The organism is Rhizomicrobium palustre, assembly GCF_011761565.1.
Classification (GTDB): domain Bacteria; phylum Pseudomonadota; class Alphaproteobacteria; order Micropepsales; family Micropepsaceae; genus Rhizomicrobium; species Rhizomicrobium palustre.
The window spans coordinates 2,773,576-2,799,315 of sequence record NZ_JAASRM010000001.1 but is presented as its reverse complement, the minus strand read 5'-3'; the positions used below and the strand labels follow the sequence as shown (position 1 = coordinate 2,799,315).

General features: G+C 59.2%; 20 protein-coding genes and 1 tRNA gene. 3 read left to right on the top strand and 18 right to left on the bottom strand.

Annotated elements, in window-relative coordinates:
- Window positions 1-145: 145 nt before the first annotated feature.
- The 7 genes from FHS83_RS12440 to murA form a co-directional block, all read right to left on the bottom strand.
- Window positions 146-814, bottom strand: coding sequence for a MarC family protein (locus tag FHS83_RS12440; RefSeq protein WP_167083274.1), 669 nt, complete (start codon window positions 812-814; stop codon window positions 146-148).
- Between the two features lies 1 nt (window position 815).
- Window positions 816-1,457, bottom strand: a complete 642-nt coding sequence (locus tag FHS83_RS12435; protein WP_167083273.1) for a Maf family protein — start codon at window positions 1,455-1,457, stop codon at window positions 816-818.
- A complete protein-coding gene (gene infA, locus FHS83_RS12430) occupies window positions 1,417-1,635 on the bottom strand; it encodes a translation initiation factor IF-1 (RefSeq protein WP_167083272.1) in 219 nt (72 codons plus the stop codon). Before infA ends, FHS83_RS12435 begins: the two co-directional genes overlap by 41 nt.
- Before the next feature lie 151 nt (window positions 1,636-1,786).
- Complete coding sequence (locus FHS83_RS12425; RefSeq protein WP_167083271.1) at window positions 1,787-2,266, bottom strand: UPF0262 family protein; 480 nt, start codon at window positions 2,264-2,266, stop codon at window positions 1,787-1,789.
- Entirely contained in the window at window positions 2,259-3,554 is a 1,296-nt protein-coding gene (hisD, locus tag FHS83_RS12420) for a histidinol dehydrogenase (protein ID WP_167083270.1), read from the bottom strand. The genes FHS83_RS12425 and hisD overlap by 8 nt, the downstream gene beginning before the upstream one ends.
- A 2-nt stretch (window positions 3,555-3,556) precedes the next feature.
- Entirely contained in the window at window positions 3,557-4,003 is a 447-nt protein-coding gene (locus FHS83_RS12415) for a DUF2948 family protein (protein WP_167083269.1), read from the bottom strand.
- On the bottom strand, window positions 4,000-5,280 hold the full coding sequence (gene murA, locus FHS83_RS12410; RefSeq protein WP_167083268.1) for a UDP-N-acetylglucosamine 1-carboxyvinyltransferase: 1,281 nt from the start codon (window positions 5,278-5,280) through the stop codon (window positions 4,000-4,002). Before murA ends, FHS83_RS12415 begins: the two co-directional genes overlap by 4 nt.
- Before the next feature lie 451 nt (window positions 5,281-5,731).
- Between murA and FHS83_RS12405 the strand changes: the two genes are divergently transcribed.
- Window positions 5,732-5,806 (top strand) — tRNA-Thr (locus FHS83_RS12405).
- Window positions 5,807-5,905: 99 nt separating this feature from the next.
- On the opposite strand, the gene FHS83_RS12400 is transcribed toward FHS83_RS12405, so the two are convergent.
- Together FHS83_RS12400 and FHS83_RS12395 are read right to left on the bottom strand one after the other, a co-directional pair.
- Window positions 5,906-6,793: a CheR family methyltransferase gene (locus FHS83_RS12400; RefSeq protein ID WP_167083267.1), complete on the bottom strand. Its 888-nt coding sequence runs from the start codon at window positions 6,791-6,793 to the stop codon at window positions 5,906-5,908.
- A 2-nt stretch (window positions 6,794-6,795) separates the two neighbouring features.
- Complete coding sequence (locus FHS83_RS12395) at window positions 6,796-8,490, bottom strand: methyl-accepting chemotaxis protein (protein WP_243846382.1); 1,695 nt, start codon at window positions 8,488-8,490, stop codon at window positions 6,796-6,798.
- Window positions 8,491-8,775: 285 nt separating this feature from the next.
- On the opposite strand from FHS83_RS12395, the gene FHS83_RS12390 reads away from it, so the two are divergent.
- Window positions 8,776-9,786, top strand: a complete 1,011-nt coding sequence (locus FHS83_RS12390) for a helix-turn-helix transcriptional regulator (RefSeq protein WP_167083265.1) — start codon at window positions 8,776-8,778, stop codon at window positions 9,784-9,786.
- A 13-nt stretch (window positions 9,787-9,799) separates the two neighbouring features.
- Here FHS83_RS12390 and FHS83_RS12385 read toward each other — a convergent pair whose 3' ends face one another.
- The 4 genes from FHS83_RS12385 to rhaD form a co-directional block, all read right to left on the bottom strand.
- Window positions 9,800-10,582, bottom strand: coding sequence for a DeoR/GlpR family DNA-binding transcription regulator (locus FHS83_RS12385; protein ID WP_167083264.1), 783 nt, complete (start codon window positions 10,580-10,582; stop codon window positions 9,800-9,802).
- Window positions 10,583-10,681: 99 nt separating this feature from the next.
- On the bottom strand, window positions 10,682-11,830 hold the full coding sequence (locus FHS83_RS12380) for an iron-containing alcohol dehydrogenase (RefSeq protein ID WP_167083263.1): 1,149 nt from the start codon (window positions 11,828-11,830) through the stop codon (window positions 10,682-10,684).
- A 53-nt stretch (window positions 11,831-11,883) separates the two neighbouring features.
- Window positions 11,884-13,182 carry a sugar isomerase gene (locus tag FHS83_RS12375; protein WP_167083262.1) on the bottom strand — a complete coding sequence of 433 codons (1,299 nt, stop codon included), beginning with the start codon at window positions 13,180-13,182 and terminating at the stop codon, window positions 11,884-11,886.
- Between the two features lie 109 nt (window positions 13,183-13,291).
- A complete protein-coding gene (gene rhaD, locus FHS83_RS12370; protein ID WP_167083261.1) occupies window positions 13,292-14,152 on the bottom strand; it encodes a rhamnulose-1-phosphate aldolase in 861 nt (286 codons plus the stop codon).
- Between the two features lie 184 nt (window positions 14,153-14,336).
- Here rhaD and FHS83_RS12365 point away from each other — a divergent pair, with 184 nt between their 5' ends.
- A complete protein-coding gene (locus FHS83_RS12365) occupies window positions 14,337-15,740 on the top strand; it encodes an FGGY-family carbohydrate kinase (protein WP_167083260.1) in 1,404 nt (467 codons plus the stop codon).
- 76 nt (window positions 15,741-15,816) lie between these two features.
- Here FHS83_RS12365 and FHS83_RS12360 read toward each other — a convergent pair whose 3' ends face one another.
- The 5 genes from FHS83_RS12360 to FHS83_RS12340 form a co-directional block, all read right to left on the bottom strand.
- Entirely contained in the window at window positions 15,817-17,316 is a 1,500-nt protein-coding gene (locus FHS83_RS12360; RefSeq protein ID WP_167083259.1) for an MFS transporter, read from the bottom strand.
- Window positions 17,317-17,329: 13 nt separating this feature from the next.
- Window positions 17,330-18,442 (bottom strand): beta-galactosidase BglB, encoded by a 1,113-nt coding sequence (gene bglB, locus FHS83_RS12355; protein WP_167083258.1) that lies wholly within the window; start codon window positions 18,440-18,442, stop codon window positions 17,330-17,332.
- An 8-nt stretch (window positions 18,443-18,450) separates the two neighbouring features.
- Complete coding sequence (locus tag FHS83_RS12350; protein WP_167083257.1) at window positions 18,451-21,402, bottom strand: glycoside hydrolase family 35 protein; 2,952 nt, start codon at window positions 21,400-21,402, stop codon at window positions 18,451-18,453.
- A 3-nt stretch (window positions 21,403-21,405) separates the two neighbouring features.
- A complete protein-coding gene (locus tag FHS83_RS12345) occupies window positions 21,406-21,699 on the bottom strand; it encodes an L-rhamnose mutarotase (protein ID WP_243846381.1) in 294 nt (97 codons plus the stop codon).
- Window positions 21,700-21,862: 163 nt separating this feature from the next.
- Window positions 21,863-25,675: a hypothetical protein gene (locus FHS83_RS12340; protein ID WP_208414588.1), complete on the bottom strand. Its 3,813-nt coding sequence runs from the start codon at window positions 25,673-25,675 to the stop codon at window positions 21,863-21,865.
- Window positions 25,676-25,740 lie beyond the last annotated feature (65 nt).

Genomic DNA, 25,740 nt, shown 5'->3' with positions numbered 1-25,740 from the left:
AAGGGGTTGGGGGGCACAGCGATGTCTCCTTACGGTCGCGGCGCTCGCATGGTGCGTCGAGCAGGCTCCCCCAAGGCTCTACCATCGCGAGATTTTCTGGGCAGTCTGGCAATTTGCGCAAATAGACGCGGGGTGCGCGGGATTACTAGGGCGTATGCCCAATCAGCCCGTGCCAGCCCATCCAGATGATCTGCAAGCCGATGCAGAAGAGGATGAAGGCCGAGAGCCGGGTCAGCACGGCGACGCCGTTCGAACCCAGCGAAGCCACGATCTTCTCGCCATAGCGATAGCAAAGATAAATCGTCAACGAGACCGCGAGGATGCCGGTGAAGGCGGCCGTGGCGAGGGCGATGAGATGGGCTGCATCCAGAATGGCGGGGCGCTGCGAGCCCAGCGCGATAGCGACGGACATGGCGCCCGGCCCCACGGTCATCGGCATGGTAAGAGGGTAGAATGCATCGAGAGCCGCGCGCGGCTTGGGGCTATGGGCCGCGGCGCGGTCATCGGCGGAACTGCCGGAATTCAGAAGTTCCCAGCCGAAAGCGGCGACCACGATGCCGCCACCGACACGCACAATGGAAAGGCTGAGCCCAAAAAATTCGAGAATATGCGAGCCGATCACCATCGATCCCAACAGCAGGAAGAAGCTATTGATGGAGATACGGCGGACCACAATACGCCGCTCTGCTTCGCTGATGCCACGCGTCAGCCCAAGCAGCAAAGGTGCGTTGCCGACCGGATTGATGATCGGGAACAACGCCGCGTAAACAAGCAAGAATGTGTTGAGGAAGGGGCTTTCGCGAAAAAGCTCCATCTCAGCCTCCGTAGCCAGCACCGCGCAGCATCTGCACGGTTTCATAAAGCGGCAGTCCTACCACATTGGAATAGGAACCGTTGATCTGGCGCACGAATACCTCAGCCCGCCCCTGGATGGCATAGCCGCCAGCCTTGCCCTGGCCTTCGCGACAATCGACATAGGCCTGGATTTCGGCGGGCAATAATCTTTTGAACGCAACTCGTGTCACCGCCACGCGGGTACGGACCACGCCATCGGGCAGAACCACCGCCACCGCGGTCATCACCTGATGCTGCCGGCCCGACAAAAGTGACAGGCAGGCGCGTACCCCCTCTGCGTCATCGGGTTTGGGAAGGATTCGCCGTCCCGCTGCCACAACCGTATCGGCACCGAGAACAAGAGCGGGACCTGCGGGATAAAGCTCGCGCTGCTTGGCGGCGACACTAGCCGCCTTCTCGGTGGCAAGCCTTAAGGCATAGCTGCGCGGCAGCTCACCCTTTAGGGGTGTCTCATCAAGATTGGCGGCGCGAATGAGGTCGGGGACGATGCCGGCCTGGCCCAACAAGGCCTTCCGGCGCGGGCTCTCGCTTGCCAAAACGAGGCCGAGGCGCCCGCTTTGGTTATTTGAAGCGATAGGTGATACGCCCTTTGGTGAGATCATAAGGTGTCATTTCCACCATGACCTTATCGCCCGTCAGCACGCGAATGCGGTTCTTGCGCATCTTGCCAGCGGTATGAGCGATAATCTCGTGTCCGTTCTGCAGCGTCACGCGAAAGGTCGCGTTGGGCAGAAGTTCACTGACTACGCCTTCAAATTCGAGCAATTCTTCTTTGGGCATCAGGCCTCTTGGGCTTTTAAGGGGAAAATCGGGCGGGAGAATGCACCGAAACCGGCCAAAAGCAAGGGTTTGCAGGGTCCCATCCACCGGCAAAGCGGCTTACAACCGCCATTGGCCGCAATTTTGCCTAGCTTGAGCGGTTTTCGGGGCCCTAGCCCTTCAAATGCAGCACACAAATGAGGGTGAAAAGGCGCCTCGCCGTATCGCCATCGACGCAGATTTTGCTCGAGAGCCGCTCCTGGAGGATGAAGGCACCCTCGTCGTGGATGCCCCGCCGCGCCATATCGATGGCTTCCAGCTTGTCCGGCGGCAACTTGGCAATGGCGTTGTCGTAGCTGTCGCAGATAGCGAAGTAGTCCTTGATCACCCGCCGAAGCGGGGTCAACGACATGATGAAGGTGCCGTGATGCTCGCCGCCGGCCAGCTTCAGATTGAAGATCAGCCGGTTTTCCTCAATGCCGAGATCAAGCTCGTAAGGCCCACCGGGCGACAGAAGCGGCTTGAAGCTGTTGCATTCCACGAGATCGCAAAGGGCTATTTCGCGCTCCCGAGCAATTTCCGCACTGTAGGCATCCCCATCCTTTTGATGGAGGCGGATACCGACAAGGTGGAAATTGCCGTTTTCAGTCATCGCCTAGCCGTTTTGCGACCGATCTTGCATGCGCCGAAAGCCCTTCGGCTTCCGCCAGGGCGATCGCCTGTGGCCCCAGCGTGGCGATAGCGCCCGGCGTCAAGGAAAGCAGCGTCGTGCGCTTCACAAAATCCAGAACGGAAAGCCCGGAAGAGAACCGTGCCGTGCGCGCGGTGGGCAGCACATGGTTCGGCCCGGCAATATAATCACCCATGGCTTCCGGCGTATGGCGCCCCAGGAAGATCGCGCCGGCATGGCGGATCAAGGGCAAATAGCCTTCAGGATCGGCGATGGCGAGTTCCAAATGCTCGGCCGCAATGCGGTTGGCGAGCGGCGCTGCGGCGGCGAGACTCTCGACCACAATGATCGCGCCGTAATCGCGCCAGGAGGCTTCCGCGATGGACTTGCGCGGCAGAACCGCCAGCGCCTTTTCTACCGCCGCATCCACCGCATGGGCGAAATCGGCATCGTCGGTGATGAGGATCGACTGGGCCGACATGTCGTGCTCGGCCTGGGAGAGCAGATCGGCAGCAATCCAATCGGGATTATTGGCGGCATCGGCGATGATGAGAATCTCCGAAGGCCCCGCCACGGAATCGATGCCGACCGTGCCGAAGACTTCGCGCTTGGCAGCCGCCACATAGGCATTGCCAGGCCCGACGATCTTATCGACGGCTTGGATGGTCTTGGTGCCATAGGCGAGCGCGGCCACAGCCTGTGCCCCGCCAATGCGATAGATTTCCGTCACCCCTGCAAGGCGCGCCGCCTCGATGGAGAGAGGATTGATCCGCCCGCCGCTGGCCGGGGTGACCATGACAAGGCGTTTGACGCCTGCCACCACGGCCGGGATCGCGTTCATCAGCACCGAGGACGGATAGCTCGCAGTGCCGCCCGGAACATAAAGCCCGACACTATCCAGCGGGGTAAACCGCCAGCCGAGTTTGGCACCCGTCTCGTCCGTGTAAGAGGCGTCCGGCGGCAATTGGCGGCGGTGATAATCCTCGATCCGGCGCGCCGCAGTTTCAAGGGCCACCAAGGTTTTGGGGGCGCAATCTTCCCGCGCCGCCGCGATCTCGCCTTCTGTCAGGCGGAGCGTTTCAAGCGTGACATCGGCGCGGTCGAACTTGTTGGAAAGCTCCACCAGAGCGGCATCGCCGCGGCTGCGGACATCCTTGATGATGCCCCGCACAGCGGCGGAGACATCTTCATCGGTCTCGCGCTTCATCCCCAGCAGCTCCGTGAAAGCCGCTTCAAACCCGTCTGATGTTGCGTCCAGCCAGCGCCGCATGATCACCCCTCTTCGTGGGAGGGACGCCCGCGCGCCGCCCAAGGACCGGAGACATCGGCGAGCCCCGCCGAAATGCACTCCACATCCAATGCGATTACGCCGCCGCCGGAAAAGACAAGCTCAACGAGCCCCGCCGGATTTTCGCTATCGGCCGCCCCACCGGGGGTAAAGCGGATCGCGAGCAAAGACAGGATCGCACCCGGCGCGCCCATCTTGATGTTCTTGGAGCGGACGTTCAGCACATTGTCAAAATGCAGACCCGCGCGGACGCGCTGATCGCCTTTCTTGCCGTTCTCCCACTGGAAACGGTTGAGCACCGCCACAAAGCGGCGCGCTTTGGGCAGGAATTTGAAGTCGCCGACCTTGCCGACGGCATCCTGCAGCCTTGCAGAGAGGATTTCGAGATCCTCGGCATCTTCCGCGGCCAGGGTGAGAAGCGTGTTCGTCATTCTTTCTGCCGTTCGATATGGGCCCCGACCGCGCTGAGCTTTTCTTCCAGCCGTTCGAAACCGCGATCCAAATGATAGACACGATTGACGATCGTCGTTCCCTTCGCCGCCAGCCCGGCAAGTACCAGACTAGAGGAAGCACGCAAATCTGTCGCCATCACAGGTGCCCCGGTCAGGCTCGCCACCCCGGTGACAATGGCGGTATCGCCTTCCACCTTGATGTCGGCGCCCAAACGCACCAGTTCCGGCACATGCATGAAACGGTTCTCGAAAATCGTCTCGCGGATGCGCGACGTGCCCTCGGCGGTCGCCATCAGAGCCATGAACTGGGCCTGAAGGTCGGTCGGGAAGCCGGGGAACGGCGCGGTGTCCACCGATACCGATTTAGGGCGCGATCCGTTTCTTACAACCTTGATCCCGCTGCCCGTGGACGAAACTTCCGCCCCGACCAGGGGTAAAAGGTCCAAAAGGCTCGAAATCAGGTCCGGCGAGGTATTGGTCAGCTCGACCTCACCGCCCGCAATGGCGACCGCCATGGCATAGGTGCCGGTCTCGATACGATCCGGCAGCACCGAATGGGTGGCGCCATGCAGGCGCTCGACACCCTCCACCGTGATGCGGGAGGTGCCCAGGCCCGTGATCTTCGCGCCCATGGCGATCAGGCAATTGCCGAGATCGACGATTTCCGGCTCGCGCGCCGCATTGACCAGGACGGTAGTGCCCTTGGCGAGGGTTGCCGCCATCAGGACGTTTTCCGTGGCGCCGACCGAAACGATGGGAAACACGACCTCGCCGCCCACAAAGCCCGCAGGCGCATCGGCAAAGACATAGCCCTGGGCGATGTCGATGCTGGCGCCAAGGGCCTGCAGCCCCTTCAGATGCAGATCCACCGGGCGGGCGCCAATGGCGCAGCCTCCAGGCAGAGAGACCTTTGCAAGGCCCACGCGGGCCACCAGCGCGCCGAGGACAAAGAAGCTCGCCCGCATCTTGCGCACGATATCGTATTCGGCGGTTGAGCCGCGGACATGGCGGGCCTGAAGGCGATAGGTGCCGCCCTCCGCCAGACTGCGGGCCGGGGTCCATTCCACATCCACGCCGAAGCTCTTCAAAAGCTCGCCCATGAAGCGGACATCGGCGAGATTGGGCACATTCTTTAAGACCAGCGTCTCGTCGGTGAGCAGGCACGCCACCATGAGGGGAAGCGCGGCATTTTTGGCACCGCTAATCGGAATGGCGCCGTGAAGACGGGCCCCGCCCTGAATTACAATCTTGTCCATAGCCCCTCGGCAAACGCGGAACTGAAAATGAAACGAAGCGGCGTTTTTAGCGCGGCGGCGGCTTTTCCAACAGCCGCAATCTTGGCCCCCCGGCAAAGCATCGCGCATCGGGGTGAGATTCGCAGGTTAGAGCCCCTGCGCCCCACCCAGACGGGAGAAACCCCGCCCCTCGCCCTAGCTCACCTTCGATTCGGGCGAATCAGCTGCCCCTTCAGAGGCTTGGGGGGCCCCCGAATCCGCCCCCGAAGGAGAATTTTCGCCCCTGCCCCGGGCCTGGATTTTGCGCTTTTTCAGGTTTTCCCTGAGGGCTGCGGCAAGTCGTTCGCGTTTCTCTGGGGATTTCGATGAAGAAGGCACAAACGAACCCTTTCCTTTAAGCCACGCAATGGGATATAGACGCGCCTCTTCCGGGCTGAAAGCCCGAAAGGCCGGGCCCCAAAGCCCCGCGAGTGCCGGAGTAGCGTAGTGGTAGCGCAACCCCTTGGTAAGGGGTAGGTCGAGAGTTCGATTCTCTCCTCCGGCACCAGTTCATTCCATGAAATCAAAAACTTAGCTGCCCCGCCCCCGCCGGGAACGATCCGCCGATCGACCGTGATGCGGTCGTACCTTTGCAGAGGCCGCGATCCTATTTGCGCTGAAAAATGGCGGGGCCCACTTCGCGAAGTCCCAGTTCCGTGCCGACCATCGACTCGGAATGGCCAAGAAATAAAAATCCTTCGGGACGCAGGTGCTGTAAGAGTTTGCCCAACACCGCCCTCTGCGTTTCCTTATCGAAGTAGATGAGGACATTACGCAGAAAAATGATATCTACATCGTGATCGACGGGATACTGCGCGCTCATGAGATTCAACTGAGCGAAGTGCACGCGCTGTCGCAATTCGGGGACGATCCTTAACTCGGGCAGCTTACGCCCCTTCATCAGATATCGTCGCTGCCAATCGGCGCCAACCGGCTTGATAATCTCTTGGCTATATATCGCCCGCGCGGCGATCGCCAAAACCTCCGTGCATATGTCCGTACCCAGAATGGCAAAGCGAAAATCGTAACTACCCGACAAATCAGCCAGCGCCATAGCAATGGTGTAGGCTTCGGCGCCGGTTGAGCAGGCCGCGCTCCATATTTTCACAAGCCGTTGTCTGCCGCTCACCAGCGATGGAATGGCATGGCCAGTGAGATAGGCGAAATGATCCGGCTCGCGGCAGAAATCCGTCTTGTTGGTCGTGATGGCATCAACGACGTGCTGAAACTCGGCCGATGGGGTCTCACTTTCAAAAATGCTGTCACAATACCCCGAGACGTCCAGTCCTAGCGCATGCGCACGCTTCCGAAGCCGACCTTCCACCATCTGCTTTTTGGAGGCAGGCAGACGGATACCGGTATGCTCCGTCACCAGCCGGGCGAGTTTTTCGAAGGCGCGCCCCGACAAAGCATCACTATTCCCATAAGGGCGCTCTGCTTGAAACGAAGCTCTACGGGGCGCGCGCGGATTGGTAGGCTCTGGTGCCGTCGCCATAATCAGCCCGTCTGGCGTTTGAATTCGCCGTCGAGGCCGTCATGTCCATCCGAAAGATCAAGCGTAAAGCCACCGCCTTGGAGGTTGCGTGACATATGCGGCGCTGATGCAAGCACTACTTCACGAAGACCATCTGGCGATTTCTTGCTCTTCGTGCGCTCCGCCAACCGGCCGGCATTCTTTGTATGTCTCGAGCTCCGTACAGGAGCGCGGGAATCCTTAAAGTCATCCACGCGGAAATAGGCAATCGCGGCTTGAAGATGCTCCGCCTGCTCAGCTAATTCCTCAGATGTGGAAGACATCTCCTCGGAGGCGCTGGCGTTTTGCTGGGTGACTTTATCGAGCTGCTGGATGGCCATGTTGATCTGATCCGCACCGACATTCTGTTCGCGGCTTGCTGCAGAGATTTCTGAGACGAGCTCGGCAGTGCGCCGGATATCCGGAACAAGCTTGGCGAGCATCTGCCCCGCTGCCTGTGCGGCTTTTGCGGTATCACTCGACAAAGACGAAATCTCGGTCGCCGCGCTCTGGCTTCGCTCCGCAAGCTTGCGCACTTCGGCCGCCACAACGGCGAAGCCTTTGCCATGCTCTCCAGCACGGGCAGCCTCAACAGCTGCGTTGAGCGCGAGCAAATCGGTCTGGCGCGCGATCTCCTGCACGACCAGAATTTTCTCGGCAATCGTCTGCATGGCGTTGACAGCATTGTTCACCGCATCACCGCTTGCGCGAGCATCTTCCGCAGATTGGCGGGCGATCTTTTCGGTTTCGCTCGCATTGTCGGCATTCTGTTTGATATTCGCAGCCATTTCCTCGACCGAGGAAGACGCTTCTTCCGTTGACGAGGCTTGCTCCGTGGCGCCTTGCGACAATTGCTCTGCGCCAGCCGAGAGCTCTTGGCTACCGGACGCGACATTGCCCGCCGCCGAGGTGACGGTGGCGATAACGTCTTTCAGCTTGGCCACCATTTTGTTTAGCGCGTTGATGAGGTCAGTGATTTCGTCATTAGAGGCCGAAGCCGCGGTCGCATTCAAATCACCAGACGCAACGGCGGTAGCCAATCTGAGAGCCGAGTTTACCGCTTTGCTAATGGTAAAGATGATCCAACCTGCAGCCGCGAAGGCGACAAGCGTCGAGCAGACCAGCAGCGACAGAAGCACCGTGCGGGCCATCGCATACATCGTGTCGGTATCGCTCTTGGCTTGCGCGAGCTGTCGGTTATTGAGATCGATGACCTTTTGCAGATCCGCGTCTGCGGCTAGCCTTGCCGGGCGTGCCTGCTCAACGAGTATCTTGTGCGCTTCTTCGTTCCGGTTGGCGAGCGCGAGCTGACTTACCTGGTTTATGTAGCGCATGTAGGTATCGAAGCTTCCCAAAAAGGCTTCTACCATCGGCTTGCCATCGGCACTTGCGATCTCGTGCAAGCGGGCCGCAGTTGCCCGGGCGTGATTTGCCTCGGTTTCAATCGTCCGCGCCGTTTCCTGCATCCCTACCTGATCGGTGCGGATGATCATCTCGCGGATATCAGAGGCTACGCGGAGCGTATCCTTACGAATATCCGTAGACAGAACAATACGCGCCACATTGTTGTCCACCGCGTCGTTGAACGCTTCGTTGAGATTGCTTGCCTTCTGCAGGCCTACCAGCATTCCCGCCGCAGACATCGCCAAGACGATCGCAAATGCGGCGCCCAGCTTCATTTTCAAGTTCAATCTCATTCGATGCTCCGGTTTTGGGAATGGCTCGACATATCAGCCAATGATCCAAAAGTTCCCTGTTGCGCGCTGCTCAATGTTTTCGTCGTCACCGCTCGATCAACATCGAAGGGTGTTTGTTGAGGCAAAGATGCGATGGGGAATTTCAAAACATCTTAAGTCGAATCAGTCCCAGGTCATCCAAGTGGATGAAGGTACTAGTACCTACTTCTCCTAGACCTATTCAGATGTAGAGGATGAGTGCGCGAACCCTTGCTATCATTTGACTGAATGAACGACCTGACCGTCTTTCAAGAGTACAAGAATGACGGGTGGGATCCGCTCATCAGCTTCAGTAATGCGGTCGCCCTCATCTATGAAGCGCAGTTGAATGACGCCAGCGCCAACAAAGCGCTCCTTGCCGTAAAGCAGCTTCTGAATGCAGACAATGTAACGGTAATTTCGAATCCCGCGGAACATTGCCAACACCGCTCGACCACTTCATGTGGAATTACACCCGAACCTGCGTGCATTGACGGGCATACACTTTGGGTCGACATCGGTGCACACGAGCTTGGACCAGTGCGGCTTCAATTCAGACGAAGTCCAGGACACCAGCCCTTCACGGAAGATGATGTTCGGATGCTCTCGCTTCTTCGCCGCCACCTTCGAACCGCGCACAGCCTCGAACTTTTGACCAACCACGACGTTTTTGGCTGCCTCGCAAGTGCGCAAGTGGCCCAAAGCATGGCAAAGGGTCTGGTTATCGTTGATACCGAGCGGCGCATTCACTGGCGCAATCCCGCAGCGGATGAGATTTTAGCTGGCCCCAATGGCCTCACAGAGAAAAACGGACATCTCTGCGCCCATAGGGCCTTCGAAACTGCACATCTGGAAAGTCTGGTTAGAGGTGCTGCAGAGGGCCGCCACGGCGTAATGCTGGTCTCGCATCCCGCAGAAAAGTATCCATTCGGGCTCAGCTTCGCGCCTATCACGGCGAGCGGGCGCATACTTCTGCCCACGCCTTACTGCGGAACATTCGTGCTCGTCACCATCAAAGAAATGCGCCGACAGATAAAACTCATAACCGAGCGGCTAGGCGAATTGTTCGGGTTCACCCCGGCTGAGGAACACCTGGGTGCGTTACTGCTTGAAGGCCATAGCCTTCACGATGCGGCCCGCGTCTCCTCAAAAGCGCTTTCAACAGTAAAAACGCAGCTGCGCAGTATGCTGAAAAAAACGGGTGCCCATAGCCAGACGGAGCTCATAAATGTCTTCCTGGCGCTGCCGAGCATCTTCTAGCTGCCGTGCCTAGTTACGGCTCGGCGACAATCAGCTTGATGCCCGCATTCTCAATCATCTTGGCGGATTCATCGGTGATGCCGCTATCGGTGATGAGGGTGTGGATGTCAGAGAGCTCGCACAGCCGGTGCCCAGCCGAGGCCTCGAATTTAGACGAATCCATCAGCGCGACCACTTCATCGGCGAGGCGCAGCAATTTGCGTTCGGCCTGCACCAGAATGATGTCGCTCTGCATCAAGCCATGACGGCCGATCGCCGCTGAGCCCAAGAACATACGAGCGGCATGGAAGCTTTGGGCTTTCACATCCTCGAAGGGATCGAGAACGATGTTCTGTTCCCGGAATACGGTGCCGCCCGGAATGAGGACACTGGTGTTGGGCTGCTGCAAAAGCGCGCTGACGATGTGCAGCGAGTTGGTCAATACCTGCAGCTCGAGATGACCGAGATGTGGGCACATCTGCAAGGTGGTGCTGCCGCCATCGATGATCACCGCATCGCCATGCCGACAGAGCTCGGCGGCGGCGCGGCCAATGGCTTCTTTTTCGGCGCGGTAGCGGTTGATGTTCTCGTGAAATGGCACACCCTGAAGATGCGCCCTGTTCGGCTGAGGCGCGTCGGCAGCGAGTTGTGCTCCACCACGGACCCGGACCAGCTTGCCCGCTTCCTGGAGACGCTCCAGATCGCGCCGCAAGGTGGCCGGAGAAGCCGATAACTGACCGGCAAGGCTTTGGAACGAGATGAAGCCCTGTTCATCAAGTAAGCTCAAAATCACGCGCTCACGCTCGGTCGCGTGCATGTTTTCACCTGAATCTACCGCATTTCGGGAATCAGTATATCGGCGATGAGCGATTCAGGAAAAGACATATATAAAATAGGTCTTTTCCTGCCAAAGCCCTTAGAGCGCCTCCCGGTAAAGCTCCAACATTTCAGCATCGCTGATGGCCACGGGGTTACCCGGGGCGCAGGGATCTTGCTGGGCCTGGGTCACCCAAAGCGGCAAATCCGCCTCGGTCACGCCAAAGACGGAGAAACCTTTCGGAATCCCAACCTTGGCCGACAGGGCCCGAATGGCATCAATTGCGGCCAAGGAGGCAGTTTCCTCGCTCATCGCGCTGGTATCGACGCCCATCGCCGCGGCAATACGCGCGAAACGCGCCACCGCATGCGGACGATTGAAGGCGGAGACCACCGGCAAGAGGATCGCGTTGCAGACCCCATGGGGAAGGTTTTTCAGCGCACCCGGCTGATGGGCCATGGCGTGGACGCAGCCAAGGCCAGCGCTATTGAAGGCAAGACCAGCGACAAACTGGCCATAGGCCATCATCTCACGGGCCTGGAGATCGGCACCGTTCTCCACCGCCTTCGGCAGCCAAGCGGAAATGATCCGGATGGATTCCAAAGCCGCATGGTCGGTTAGGATATGGGCGCCCTTGGCAACATAGGCTTCGATGGCATGGGTCAAAGCATCCATGCCCGTCGCGGCCGTGGTTGCGGCCGGAATGCCGGTCATCATCTCAGGATCATTCACCGAGATATTGGGAATGATCTTGGCGTCGATGATGACCATCTTATAGCCAGCAGCGGTATCGGTGATGACCGCGTTAGAGGTCACTTCCGCAGCCGTACCCGCCGTGGTGTTCACCGCGATCAGGAACGCGCCTTCCTTCCCAACCTTACCCACGCCGTTATAGAGCGTGATCGGGCCGGGATTGGCGGAGAGGATACGGATCGCCTTGGCGGTGTCGATCGGGCTACCGCCACCAACAGCGATCAGGCTATCGGCATCGTGGTCGCGGAAGGCCGCGAAGCCTTCGCCAACCTCTTTGACGGTGGGGTTCGGCACCACGCCGTCGAACACCTTGGCCTTCAGCCCTTTCGCCGCAAGCCCCGCCAGAAGCGGTTCCACGACGCCAAGCCCAACCAGCACCTTATCGGTGACGATCAAGGGGCGCTTGAAACCAGCCCCGATGAGTTCATCCGGCACAGAGGCCAAAGCCCCTGCCCCGCTGATATTGACCTTAGGAAAGCAAAGCCGAAAGACCATGTTTTTCTTCGCCCGCTTGTTAGGCGGGCGCTCCTGACCAATTAGAGTGCGGCTTAGATGATGCCAGCAGCTTTATTGACTTCGCTCTTGCGCTCGGCGGCCTTGGCTTTGCGCCAGCCGCTTTCGCGCAGCGCGGCAACCGGATCGGCAGCGCCACCCGCATCAACGCGAGCCTTGGCCACCAGCGGCGACACATCAATGTTATAAGCCGCGCGCAGGGTCTTGAACGCCATCAGCACGTCGTTGGATTCGCGATGGGCCTTGAGCGCGACGCGATCCACCAGAAGCGCACGGGCATAGGCGCAGACGATGGCTTCCGCCGCCGAGAGCAGGCTTTCCGCCGGATCGGTGAGGTTATGGGATTCATCGATCATGTAAGCCGGGGCGAATTCCTTGGGCGCGCGCAGCTCAGCTTCGACGAGCTCGTTGAAGATCAGGAACAGGCGATGCGGGTTGATCGCACCGGCGTCGAGATCGTCATCGCCATACTTGGAATCGTTGAAGTGGAAGCCGCCGAGCTTGCCGACGCGATCCAGCATCGACACGATCTGCTCGACGTTCACGTTCGGCGCATGGTGGCCAAGGTCGACAAGGCAGCGGGCCTTAGCGCCCAGCGCATTGGCGGCCATCAGGTTGACGCCCCAATCGGCGATCACGGTCGAATAGAAGGCCGGTTCAAAGAACTTGTGCTCGATCAGCATCAGCCAATCGGAGGGCAGCGCGGCATAGATCGCGGCGGAGCTGTCGAGATAACGATCAAAGCTGTCGCGGAAGCTCTGCTGGCCTGGGAAGTTGGTGCCGTCGCCGACCCACACGGTCAACGCCTTGGAGCCGAGCTTCTTGCCGATTTCGATGCAATCGATGTTGTGGGCGATCGCCTGCTCGCGGGACGCCTTGGCCGCGGCCGAAAGGCTGCCGAACTTATAGGTTTCTGCCTGGCCGGGCTGATCCTGGAAGGTGTTGGAATTCACCGCATCGAAATAAAGACCAAGGCTTTCGGCCTCTTCGCGCATCGCGGCCGGATCGGAGGTGTTGTCCCAGGGGAAGTGGGTCGAGACGCCGGGGGTGACGCGGCAGAGCTGCTGCACCACGGCGCAATCGGTCAAACGTTCCTGCACATTGGTGGGCTCACCCGGGATCGGGAAGCGGCCAAAGCGCGTGCCGCCCGTCGCCGTGCCCCAGCTCGGGATGGCAACCGCGAAAGAGGCAACCTTCGCCTTGACGGCGTCGATATTGATGCCAACGCGGGCGAGCTTTGCAGCCAGAGCAGCGTAATCCGCATCAATGGCGGCGCTGTGTTTGGCATTGTGGGTCGCAATGATCTCTTCATTCAGCGGCCGCTTGATCGTCATAACTTCTGTTCCTTCCCGGAGAGGGCGCGGGGGTAAGCCCGCCTCGCGCCGAATTTCTTCTTGTGGAAACCTCGACCGCGTAGCGGGCCGAGGCTCCATCGATGATCACTTATGCCTTGCTTGGACCAGCGAGGCTCCAGCCGCCGATTTCCAGCGCTGGTGCATAGGGCGTAACCTTGAAGCGCTCTGCCAGCGCAATGAGCTGATCGGTTGTGATCGATTGGCGCACGCCGCCCATCGAAATCACCTTCACCGTGATCTCAGCAGATTTCTCCGCCGTGTCGATGAGACCGAATGCATCATCCAGCGTCGGGCCGCAGGCGAAAACGCCGTGATGCGCCCAGATCACCATAGGATGCTTGGACATCAGTTCAGCCGTCGCCTCACCGATACCGTCCGTACCCGGAACCATCCATTCCAGCGCGCCAACGCCATCCGGGAACACCACCAGGCATTCCGTCGAGCCTTCCCACAGAGCGCGGGTCACATTGGCGGATTCAAAACGCAGCACATAGGTAAGCGAAATCAGATTGGTGGCATGGCAATGCATGATGACGCGCTGCTTCTCGCCAACCATCTTCTGGCGCACGGCATGGGACTGCAGATGCGCGGCGATTTCAGACGTCGGAACGCCGGTTTCGCCAAAGCCCCAGAGAATCTCGAGCGTATGGCCATCAGCGCCAACGCGGAAAATACCGATATTATGTTCGGGATCGATCTGCACGTTGCGGAAGAAGCGGCCCGAACCCGTGGCAAGAAAATATTGCCCCACAAGCTCAGGGACATACTGCGTCATCACCTGCTTACGCTTAATCGGAAGCTGGTCCTTATACGGCGCGACATCGCTGTCGAGCAGGCGCAGCGTGACGTTACCGCCGTTGCGCTCGTCCCACCCCTTATCCCACATATCCGTGGTGGCCTTGATCATGGCCTGAATGAACCACGAGGTTTCGAGCCCGCTGGCAGTCATATGGTACCGTTTCCTTTTTATTCCCAGATCGAAGCCTTTAAGCCCCGTAATCAGCCAGCCCAGCCGGCCGGCGCCGCTTGGCATCGCTCGCCAAGCTATGCTTCAAAAATAAGACTTCTGCTTGACTTCTTCAATCACAAATATCCAAATTCGATCACATCCGGTAGGGAAAGAGAGAACAACTGTGCGCGAACTTACGGTGGTGCTGGATATCGGAAAATCCTTCGCCAAACTCAGCCTACTCTCACAAAATGGCGAAATACTTGGAAAAAATGCCCGTCCCAATGCATCCGTGACGAGTACGCAGGGTTATCCCTGCTTGGACGTGGAAGGGCTGGAAAGCTGGCTTTCTGAGACATTGAGCGAATTTGCGCGAAAAGGCCGCATATGCCGCATCATGCCCGTGGCGCATGGCGCATCGGCCTGCCTCGTTCAGGAAGATGGAACTTGGCTCGCGCCGCTAGATTATGAAGCCGCCCTGCCCGCCCCGCTGGCAGAGGCTTATGCAAAAGAACGCGATGCGTTCCATCTGACGGGCTCGCCCGCACTTCCTTGCGGCCTCAATCTCGGCGCGCAGATCTTCTGGATGGAGCAGCTAGCGGGTGAGGCTTTCGCCAAAAGCACCATCGTCACCTGGCCGCAATTCTGGGCTTGGCGCCTGTGCGGCGTTGCTGCCACCGAAACCACCAGCCTCGGCTGCCATACGGATTTGTGGCAACCCGGTACGAACATCCCCTCCCCCATGGCGCAGCGCCGTGGCTGGGATAAGCGGCTCGCGCCTTTATACGCGGCTGGCGATGTGCTCGGCACGGTCACGCCGGAATGGCAGCAGCGTTGCGGCTTGCCTGCGGATTGCAAAGTCTATTGCGGCTTGCATGACAGCAACGCAGCGCTCATCGCCATGCGCGGCTTTCCTGAAGTGAAAGGCCGCGAACACACCGTGCTTTCTACGGGCACATGGTTCATCGCCATGCATGCAACGCTTGGAAAGCGTGCGCTTGATCTCGCAGCATTGCCGGAAGCCCGTGATTGCCTCGTCAATGTCGATGCCTTCGGAGCACCCGTTCCGTCCGCGCGCTTCATGGGCGGACGTGAAACGGAAATTCTGGAAGCAGCGCCGGTGGAGCAGCTTGATGCCGGAGCCAATGGCGCGGCCCTGCTTGATGCCGCGCGCGAGGTGATTGCGGAAGGCGTTTTTGCCTTGCCGACTTTCCAAACCGGTGTTGGACCATTCGGCCAAAGCGAAGGCCGCTGGATGCGTCGCCCCGAAGAGCAGCTGAAGCGCCGCGCCGCGATTTCGCTGTATCTGGCGCTGGTCACCGACACCATGCTGGGCTTGATCGGCTCCACCGGACCGATTGTTGCTGAAGGCCGTTTTGCAGGCGATGTGGTTTTCATGAGCACCCTCGCAAAACTGCGCCCCAGCCAGCCCATCTATGCCGCCCCGACCTCAGCCAGCGTGCAATATGGCGCCTTGCGTTTGATGTTCCCTGAACTGGCACCGAGCGAAACGCTCGCGCAAACAGCTGCAAACGATCTTCCCATTGAGGATTACGCCGCATCTTGGCGCGAAATGGCGAACCAGTAGAAACAAACACAAGCAAAAACAGAAGAAGCCGGAGGAACCCCTCCGGCTTCTTTTTTACTCTGCAAGAAGCGCTAAGTTATTTCTTCGTGCCCAGGACCGTGTTGTTGCCCCAAAGCGAGTCGTAGGAGAAGCCGGAAAGGTCTTCAACGATGGCCTTGTCCTTCTCGCTGGCCGGGCTCGTCTCGCCGCTCTTGAAGCGCGCGATGGTCGCCATCAGGGTCGCATGGGTGTGCTTGTTGAGCTTGAAGCGGAAGGACACGAAGGCGCCGAAAGCCAAGAGCAGCAACGGGCCGACCGTCATGAGACCAACGATCATGTTGATGGCTTCGGGCGTTTGGGTCTTGGCACCCTGATGGAAACCGCTGGCATCCAGCATCAGGCCGACCACCATCACGGCAATGGCCATGGTGGTTTTGCGGGTGAAGATCATCACCCCGGCGAAAATGCCCTCGCGGCGCTGCCCCGTCACCACCTCGTCCACATCAGCGATGTAGTTGTAGATGTTCCAGGGAATGAAATTCAAACCACCGCGGCCAAGACCGGCAATTAATACCGGAATATAGAGCAGCATCACCACATTGGCGGGGTTGATCTTATAGAGGGTGTAAAGCCCGATGATGCCTGCCGCATAAAGGAAACAGGCAAGCCGGTAAGACGGCGCAGGCTGCAACCACAGGATCAAAGGGATGAAAGCCGCCACGGCGATGAGCTGGGTGAAAGCCATCGCGCCCATCATGGTCGAGGCCACCGCAACACTGCCGAACAAGGCATAGACAACGAAATAGGTGAAGGCGGCGTTGAACACGTCTTGGCAGATATAGCCGCCAAGATACATGCCAAGATGCAGGCGGAAAGCGCGCACCTTCAGCGTGGAGCCGACACCTTTGTAGAGGCCGGTCAGCGCATCCAGCGGCGATTTCTTTTCAGTGACCGCACCAGGCTTCACCGGGGGAAGCTCGCGCTCCCAGCTGAAGAGATAGGTGATGGTCACCACCAGCATGAACAGCACCGAGAAGATGATGCCCATGTAAAGGAAGGTGTCCGGCGAATCCTTGCCGCCCACCACCGAGATGATCATCTTGGGCAGAATGCCTGCCAGGATCGCGGAGACTTGCGCGAACAACATGCGCACACCGGCGAAGATGGAGAGCTTCTTGTAGTCGTCCGTCATCTCGGGGGCGAGCGTGCCATAGGGCACCAGGATCGAGGCGTAGACGAGTTCGAAGAAAATGTAGGTGAAGAGGTAATAGGCAAAGCTGTGCCCGCTCACCCACATCAGGGCAAAGCTGGGCAACAGCGGAATGGAAACGAGCAGGAAGAAACGGCGGCGCCCGAACCGCCGCCCAATCCAGGTGTTACCGAGGTTATCGGAGAAGTGGCCGAGCAGCGGGCTCCAAATCGCGTCTAGAATGCGCGAGATGGCGAAAATCGCTGAGGCTTCCGTCGCCGAAAGACCGCAGAAGGCGGCATAGAAAAAGAGAATCCAGCCCGCGACCACCGCCATCGAGCCAGCGCCGAGAACATCGGCGAGACCGTAGGCGATGTAATGGATCGGGCGAACCGTGCGGGCTGCCATGATACTCTAATCCTTAAATGAAGAGCGTGGAGAATTCGCAGAGCGCCAGCATCGCCATCGCCTGGCCGTACGGCATGGAGGTGAGCGCGATATCCTTATAGCCCTGCAAGGTGTCGAACACCGGCGTGCCGAAGGACACGTTATGCAGCTCGCCATCCTCGCCGATATTGGCGAGAACACCCTTCACGGCCTTCAGGCCCGAGTCGAGATAGGACGCATCGATATAGCCCTTGCGCACTGCCTTCAGGATACCGAAAGCAAAACCAGCGGCCGCAGATGCTTCACCGTAAGAAGTCGGATCGTCGATCAGCGTGCACCACAGGCCATCTTCACGCTGATACTTCACCAGCGCATCGACCTGAGCCTTCAAGGTTTCGATCAGGAATTCGCGGGTGGCATCACCCGGCTGCAGATCGAGGAGTTCGATGAATTCCGGGATCGCGATCGTGACCCAGGAATTGCCGCGCGCCCAGCGGGCCTTGGCGAAGTGGTGACGGCCTTCGAAAGTCCAGCCATGGAACCACAGCCCGGTCTCGCGATCTGCGAGATATTTGATGTGCAGCATGAACTGGCGCTTGGCTTCTTCGACATAAGCCGGGCGGTTCAAGAGCAGGCCGATCTTGGCGAGCGGCAGAACGCTCATCATCAGCGTGTCGTCCCACAGCTGCTGCGGGTTTTCGCTGTTGAAGACGATGTGCTGCAGGCCATTTTCCGTGGTGCGCGGCATGTCGCGCATGATCCATTCGGCCCAGACGTCCAGATACGGCACGATGGGGCGTTCGCCCGCCACTTCGACGAGATAGGCGCCGGTCAAGAAAGCCGCAACGGTGTTGACGTTCTTGGTCGGCGTGCCGGCCGCGAGGCGATCACGGAACCACTTGATGGCGATGTCCAGCGGCTCTTGCTTGCCAGTGAGCTGCCAATATTTCAGCAGGCCATAAAGGCCGACGCCATGGGTCCATTCCCAATCGTTCCAGCCCTTGGTGTCGATCACGCGGCCGTCTTCCAGGCGCAGCAGGAACTTGCCGCTCTCGTCCTTGATGTTGACGAGATTGTCGATCAGGCGGTCGATGGTGGCATAGACCTCGCCCTGCGTGACGTCGTTAATCTTTCGGACCACGTTCATCGTATTGCTCATTTGCTGGGGGTGGAAAAGCTGATCGGACCGACACCGCCGCGCGCATTGCGCAGCACGGTCAAATGCACCGGCTCGATTTTGTTCTTGGGATCGCCATCACTGGTAACAGCAAGCGCGATGGTGTTGGCGCCATGGGCGTTCAAGACGCCCTGGGGCAGGACAAAGGTGCGCTGCGGGCCGACATGGGCGATATACTGGCCCATATTCCAGCCATTCACAAAAATCAGCACACGGTATTTCTGCGCCGAGCGCAGGGTTTTGCCATCACCAAAGACAAGACCAAGGGCGACATCGCCGTTCGGCAGGTCAAGATCGAAATGGCTGCGCAACCAATAGGTGCCAGGGGCCGCCGGAACGGAATCCGGCTTCGCAACTTTCCACGACGTGTCGATGTCGCCCGGCAGGTGGAAGCCCTTGATCTCGCCATCAAGCCCGCCATTGTTGAGCGGGCCGCGCATGGTATCGGCCACCGGCGCCGCAAGACCCTTGATCTTCCAAGCGATCGGAACCGCCGCGCGCGGACCAGTATCGGCAGCCAGCGCCACCGAAATCAGGCCACGGCCTTCCTTATGCGCATCATCGGCCTGCAGATCCCAGTTATGGCTGTTGTTGCGCACCATTACTGAAATGACGTGACTACCTTGCTTGCGCGCCCATTCCGGCAAATCGAAACGAACGGTGCCGTAAGTCTGCGGGCGGTCAGCGCCAGTGGGAAGCTCATGCTGGCCGAGGAATTTTCCATCCAGCCAAATCTGCATCATCCCTGCGCCGCCCGCGCCATAGGTGAGATCGACATGGCGCGCCGCATCCGTACCCTCATAACGGCCACGATACCAAACATCGCCGTTATAGAAGCCGTACTCGTCGGCCGTCAGTGTCGGCTGGCCAAGCGGCGGCTTAACGGTCGAGGTACCACCTTTGGAATCGGCCTTGCGCCAGGCGCTGTCGTCAAAATCGCGCGCGGCTTCAGGCGAACCCGCCTGAAAGCGCCACGTGCCTGCCCAGATATCGGGAAGCTTGACCGGCTCGGGGGCGGACAACGAAGACGTTTCCACGCTGCCCGATGCGGTCTTGGTGAGCGTGAGCGCGTCGCCGTTCCAAGTAAGCTTCGAGAAGGGCTTGGAGGCCCAAACCTCTAGCGTTTCACTCGCGGTGTTATCGCCTTCGAGCGACAGGACACCACCATCAGCTTTCGCTTTGCGCAGCAGCGCGCCGCCGCGTACCAGCACAGTGCCGTCATGCCAGAAGGTCTTGCCGATTTCCGTTGTAGCGATCAGCAACGTCAGCGGCGCGCGTCCGCCGCCTTCGATCCGCAAGCGGATAATACCGGAATGCGTATAATTGAGGCGGAGGTCGCCGGTCTTGGCGTCGAACTGGCTTTGCGCCTGCCCAGCCAAGACGGTGACTTTCGGCGCGCTAGCATAGCGCAGCACCATCTCGCCCATCTCGCTCTCCGGGGCATAGAACAGCGCCACATCGCCATCTGCGGTCTTCAACGCGGTCTGAAGCTGCGAGGTCGCATAAACGAGATGCTGCCCCAAAAAACCGAAATCGGCGAGCAGCATCTTGGCATCTTGGCCGTTGACGGCGATCTCGCCCTCAGCAGGAATGCGATAGGCGCCATCACGGGTCTTCAGCGAGAAGCTGAACTTATCTTTCGTCACCGCACTGGAAGGATTGTGCATCGCGACGATGAGGTGGCTGCCATCATCCGGATTGGCGTTATGATAAAGCTTGATCGTGGGGTTGGAAGACGCGACCGGATCGCTCTTCTGCATGCCCGCAAGGCTTTCGCCTGTGGCCGCGATAAAGCCGCCGATCATTTTCATGGTCTGCGCCTTGTCGCGCAGGCCCAGGCTTTCGTCGATACCCGCGCCGTAATCGTAAGACGTAAAGACGATCGGCCCCGGCAGCCAGCCCCAGCTCGTGCCGCCCACTGCCATATAAACGTTATGGATGATCAGACCGTTGGCGATGTTGGTGCCATAGAAAACGCGCTCATAACCGCTGCCAATGCGGTTGGCGAGACAGGTGTAGAGCCCATCCGAGCCCCAGAAATCGAACCAGCCGCCGCCGAACTCGGAGGTGAAGCCGGGCGTATTCGGAGAGGCAGAGCTGCCCCCCTTGGCGCCACCTTGGCTATACCAGCCGAAATCCGGCGCAGCATGAAGCCCGCCCGGCGTACCATCGGCCATGCACGGCCCACCCGGATAGCTATCCCAGGCATAAAGATCGGTCGGCCCCGGCACGGTCTTCTCAACCTTGCTCGATTTGGGCACCCAGTAGCCGTTACGGCCGATGTCATTGGAGAACAGCGGAATGGTGATCCCATCATCCCGCACCTTATCGGCGAGGTGCTGCATATAGCGGCTGTGCGAGGGTGTGGTTTCGAGAAGCTCGTTCTCGATCTGATAGGCGATCACGCTGCCGCCCTTGGTCGCCTGATGGCGGGCGATGATCGGATCGATCTGGCTCAACCATTCATCGGCGGCCGCAAGATAGGCCGGATCATCCGTACGCGCTTTGGCCTTCTGATTCACCAGCCAGCCCGGAAACCCACCACGCGTCAGCTCTGCATTGGCATAAGGTCCGGGGCGCGCGATGACATACATCCCCTCTTCTTCCGCGATGGTGAACAAGCGGTCGATATCACGCACGCCCGTGAAATCGTATTTGCCTTGGGCGAAGGAATAAAAATCCCACGGAAAATAGACCGACACGGCGTTGTAGCCGGTCGCCTTCATCTTCTGCAGCGCATCGCGCCAGAGATCAGGGCTCGGCAGACGGAAGGGATGAAACTCGCCAGACCAGATAGCGACACGCTTACCATCGATCATCAAGGACCGGTTATCCCAGGTGATCTTGTGGCTGGGTTGGGCGGGCGCGGCTTGCGCGCCAAAAGCAACCAACGCCAGCACGGCGGCGGCAGAGAGAAACTGGGCCTTCATGGCTCAATCCATATGGAAGACGGGTTTGAGCGCGCGCTCGATCGGCTTGTTGGTCGAATCCACGTCCATCAAATCGGCCATGTAATCCCACCAGCGGCGCATCACCGGCAGCCCCGGCAAAACCTCGCGGGTATTGTCGGGCGTGAGGCGTAACACGGCAAAGAGGTTGCCCGTTTCTTCGTCCAGGAAGATGGAATAGTCGCGGATACCGGCATCATGCAGCGCGGCGCTAAGCTCCGGCCAAATCTCATCATGACGGCGGCGATATTCCGCCTCGTTGCCCTTCTTCAGGTGCATCAAGAAAGCAAGCTGCTCCACCCTGGACCCTCCTTTTGTTTTAGAGGTTTTGCGTTCTTACGAGCGCATTTTGCAGAAAATGATCGATTTTGCAGAGTAATGCAATCACGGAAGCCCCGCTGCGTCCATACGGCCAAACGGTTTATGGCCTGACACAGCGGGTTTAGGGGTGCGGCAAAACTGCGATGTTGTTGGCGCGGGTGATCTCCTCCCCGTCCATCACAACCTCTGTTTTGACCGCCTGCGCCAATGCAGGCAAATGCACCCGAACCGTCTGCGGCGTGTTGTCGAGCGGCGGCGCGATCACCGGCACCGCGGCCGAGGCGAGCACTTTGCCCTTGGCATCCAACAGCCGCGCGAAAGCGGGCTTACTCGCAACCGAGCCGAGATTATGCACGGTAAGATCAATACCTTCTGCGCCCTGCGCCACATCTTCCGGCCCGATACCAAGATCGGGGAGAGTGGAAACATCCGGGCCAGCTTCCACGAGCGCAAAATGGAGGATCACCGTTTCATGCGGTTTGAAGTGCAGCTTGAGAGAGCGCCCGCGCCCGAAGGCAAAGCGCTTCTCCTTCTGGCCCTCGCCCGCCATGGTCCAGATACCAGCACGCAGCGCGGCCCCCGTCATCACCGCCTCTATCGGCTTGTTAGACAGGTTATAGACCTCCACCGTGAAGCGATCCGGGCGCGGATCATGCACCAGAAGCCCGACGGACTCCGCATCGCTTGCCCCGGCAAACCGCCAGGAAATCAGATTGCCTTGTGCAAAAAGGCCTCGGCTGGTGGCAACACCGCCAAGACGGGTGCGCTGCAGAAGCGCGTTCGGAACCTCGACACGATCCGTCCACCAATGACCTTCCGTCACCAGCGGCATGCGCTGCGTGCCAAGTTGGACTTCGTCCGCGAAAAGATCTTCGAGATAGCGCTTATCGCCGCGCAAGAGCCAAGCGAAGTAGCGCGCGTCATTCACCGCGCCGTTTTCGCCGCCTAAGAGGAATCCCGGCGGGCGATGCGCCGTTTTGGCTTCAGCCTCGCGCCGGTCGAGATCGGCGAGAATTTTTGCACCCCAGCCTTTGCTGCGTGTCTCAAGTTGCGTGAGCAAGCTTGCATTCATCAAGGCGAGACCTCGCCCAGGCGCCGGATCCAGCACGGCATCAATCGGGGCGAGGTATTTTTCATCCCCCGTCAGGTGATAGGCGGACCAGAAGAGCTGCACCAGCGCATCCACGCCGCGCGAGCCCGGGCCAAGACGGCCACGCGCCTCGTCTGTGGCAGCGTTGACTTCCTCGGGGAATACCAGCTTTCCACTCGCATCCTTACGGCCATGCGCCAGAAAGCCATCAGCGACCGAGAGCACCAACGCTTTCATGGCGGGATTGCCATTGTATTCGGCCAGCAACACCGCGGGGTGCAGGATCAAATTCGAATAGGGAATAGCCCAGCCCCACTGCCGCTCGCGCACAACATCGGTGCTACTAAAGAGCTGCGAAACAATATGGGTATGGCCTTGGGTATTGGTTTCGATGATACGCGGATAGGCGCGCGCAGTCTGCATCAGCCGCTCGACCGTCTTGGGTGCACCCCAATTGAGGTACATATCCTCCGCGCGCGCGTTGATGCCCTCTTCATAAGAATGAAGATAGTCGGTGACGATAGTGCCGAGACCATTGGTGATCATGCCATTGCGGTCAACCGCATCCGTCAATGCGCCCAGCGATTTATTGATCTTCTCCGGCATCACGCCCATGAGCGCCAAGCCGGGCCATTGCTGGGTGAGATCGTCGTCATCGGAAATGCCGCCGCCGAAATCGCCATAGGCGACCTGGCGCTTATCGATCCACCATTCGACAAAGCGGTGCACCAGCTTTAAGTCTTCGGTTTGCAGATAGGCCCAAGCCGGTATGCCTTTCGGGGCAACCGGGCGTGTGAATGCAGGCCATCCCTGCGACGGATTAAGTTCCGCCCAATAAAGCCGCCCCAGCTTGTTCTCAGGGTCCGCTTGGAAGAGCGAGGCGAATTCCGCTTCCAGCCGCCGCAAGCGCGAAAAGCGCTCGTCACTCGTGTGCTCTTCTACCAGCCAAGCGTAGTTATCCTTCACCTGATCAAGGCGGTCGGCGATATGCTCGGTAAGAGCTTCGCGGCGCGGCTTGAAGACAAGGCGTATCTTGGCCCCATCAAGCGCCGCGGCATTGAAATCAGCGCTTGCAGAAGCAATAGACAGATAGAGCGCGCTATCATTCGGCAACAAGCGGTCGCGCGTATCGAGCCAAAGCGTGCGTGCCTCCCCCGGCTTCACCGAAACCGACACATCCATCAAATTGCGCCCAGGCCAGATCGGATCCTTAATCTGGATATTGAGCGGAATGAGCCCGCCCATCGCTGGAGTGACCTTCAGCGCGGGCAGATCAATTGCGATACCGTCGAGCCCGCCTTCGATATTGTTCCAGCCATAGGCGAAGTGGCCTTTCTGGCGGCGATTGCGCAGATAGCGAAAGTCGTTTGGAATAACGACATGCACAATGGGCATGGAGGGTTGCGGTTTGGCATCGCGCTTTTCCAGCGGCGCGTCATCTGGCAAAGCGACCACAATAGAACGCTCATCGGCGACATAACGGCCATCGATATAGTCACGTACGGCACCCGTGGAAGGATAGAGCGCGGGATCCGCCGAGGCGTTGACGCGATAGGATAAGGCGAACTCGTTCAGCGGCTCCTGACCGGGCGCAATATGAAAGGCCTGTAGTTCCTGGATGGGCGTTTCTTGCACCACATTATCGAAGCGCAAGCAGCCGCCCTCAAGATCAGAGAATTGATAATAGGTGCGCTCCTGCCCAGATGGCCTCTCGGCCAACGGCTTTTCGCCTTTGGTGCCGAGATAGGTAAGCTTGCCGAAAGCCGCGCCTTGGAACTCGACATGGTTCCACGGCTCCTTAGGCAGGTCGAAGGTCACGCTCTTGCCGCCCTCGACATAAACATTCCAATCGGGCAGCTCGAAATAATCATCCCGCCCAGGTAACTTGGAGCGATTGTAGACGCCAGGCCAGGTCGTTTCGGCAATTCCGTCATTGCCGTTGGTCATGCGTTCTTTCAAATCCCAAGCGGCGGTGAAAGGCACTAAACGAATATGGGTTGAAGGTGCGGTAAGATAAAAAGGCGGATCGTTCGGCCTGTTCCAGCCATAACGCAGCCGCCATTCCCCCTCCCAATCGGACTGCGCGAGAGACCGCGTGGGATAGGTTTCACTGGCAGGAATAGCATCTGCCGCAAGCGCTACCGCCGCTTCGAGCGTCAGCATGTGATCGTAGATTTTCAGATTCTTGAGATCACCGCCGCGTGCGAATTGATAAAGCGCATGGGCCTGATGCGGGCTGATGGTGCGCCCATGCGGACCAAATTGATCTAACCCAGCTTCCAGAACAGCCGTCGTATCTTTGCGCGCGACTTCATGCCCGTCGACGTAAAGACGGATGCCACGCGTTTCATCCCAGGAAAATGCGAGTCGTATCCATTGATCCGGGCTCGGCACCGTGGCGATTCTATAGGAGACACGCACCCGCGCGAGATTGGCATCGGTCACAAAGGCATCGAAGCCATGGCCATTCCAATCAATCCTCAGCCAAGCCATGTCCCAGGAGGAATGATCGCCATAGCTCACCCGGAAAATCGGAAATTGCTGACGCCCGAGCGGATAGCGCGCCCGCCAAGCAAAGCTAAGCGTTCCGCGCTGCGCGTAAATATGATGGGCCGCATGCCAAGCCAGTGTTGCGGTATCTTCGATGGCGACAAAAGATCCTGACGCATCTTTTTTGGCACTGACTTGATCAGCAAAATTTGGGATGGGATCGCCTTGGGCGAAGTCTGCGCGCGGGTTTGCGCTCATGGAGAACAGGAGGCCGCTCTCACCCGCAAAAGCGCTGGCCCCAAAGGCGGCGGCGCAGCTCGCGCAGAGAAGCGTTTTCCAAGAGATGCGATGCATCACTGATCTCCTCATGCCCGCCTGCCTTTCGATGGCAGCCTAGTCTTTCCGCGCCGTTTCGCACC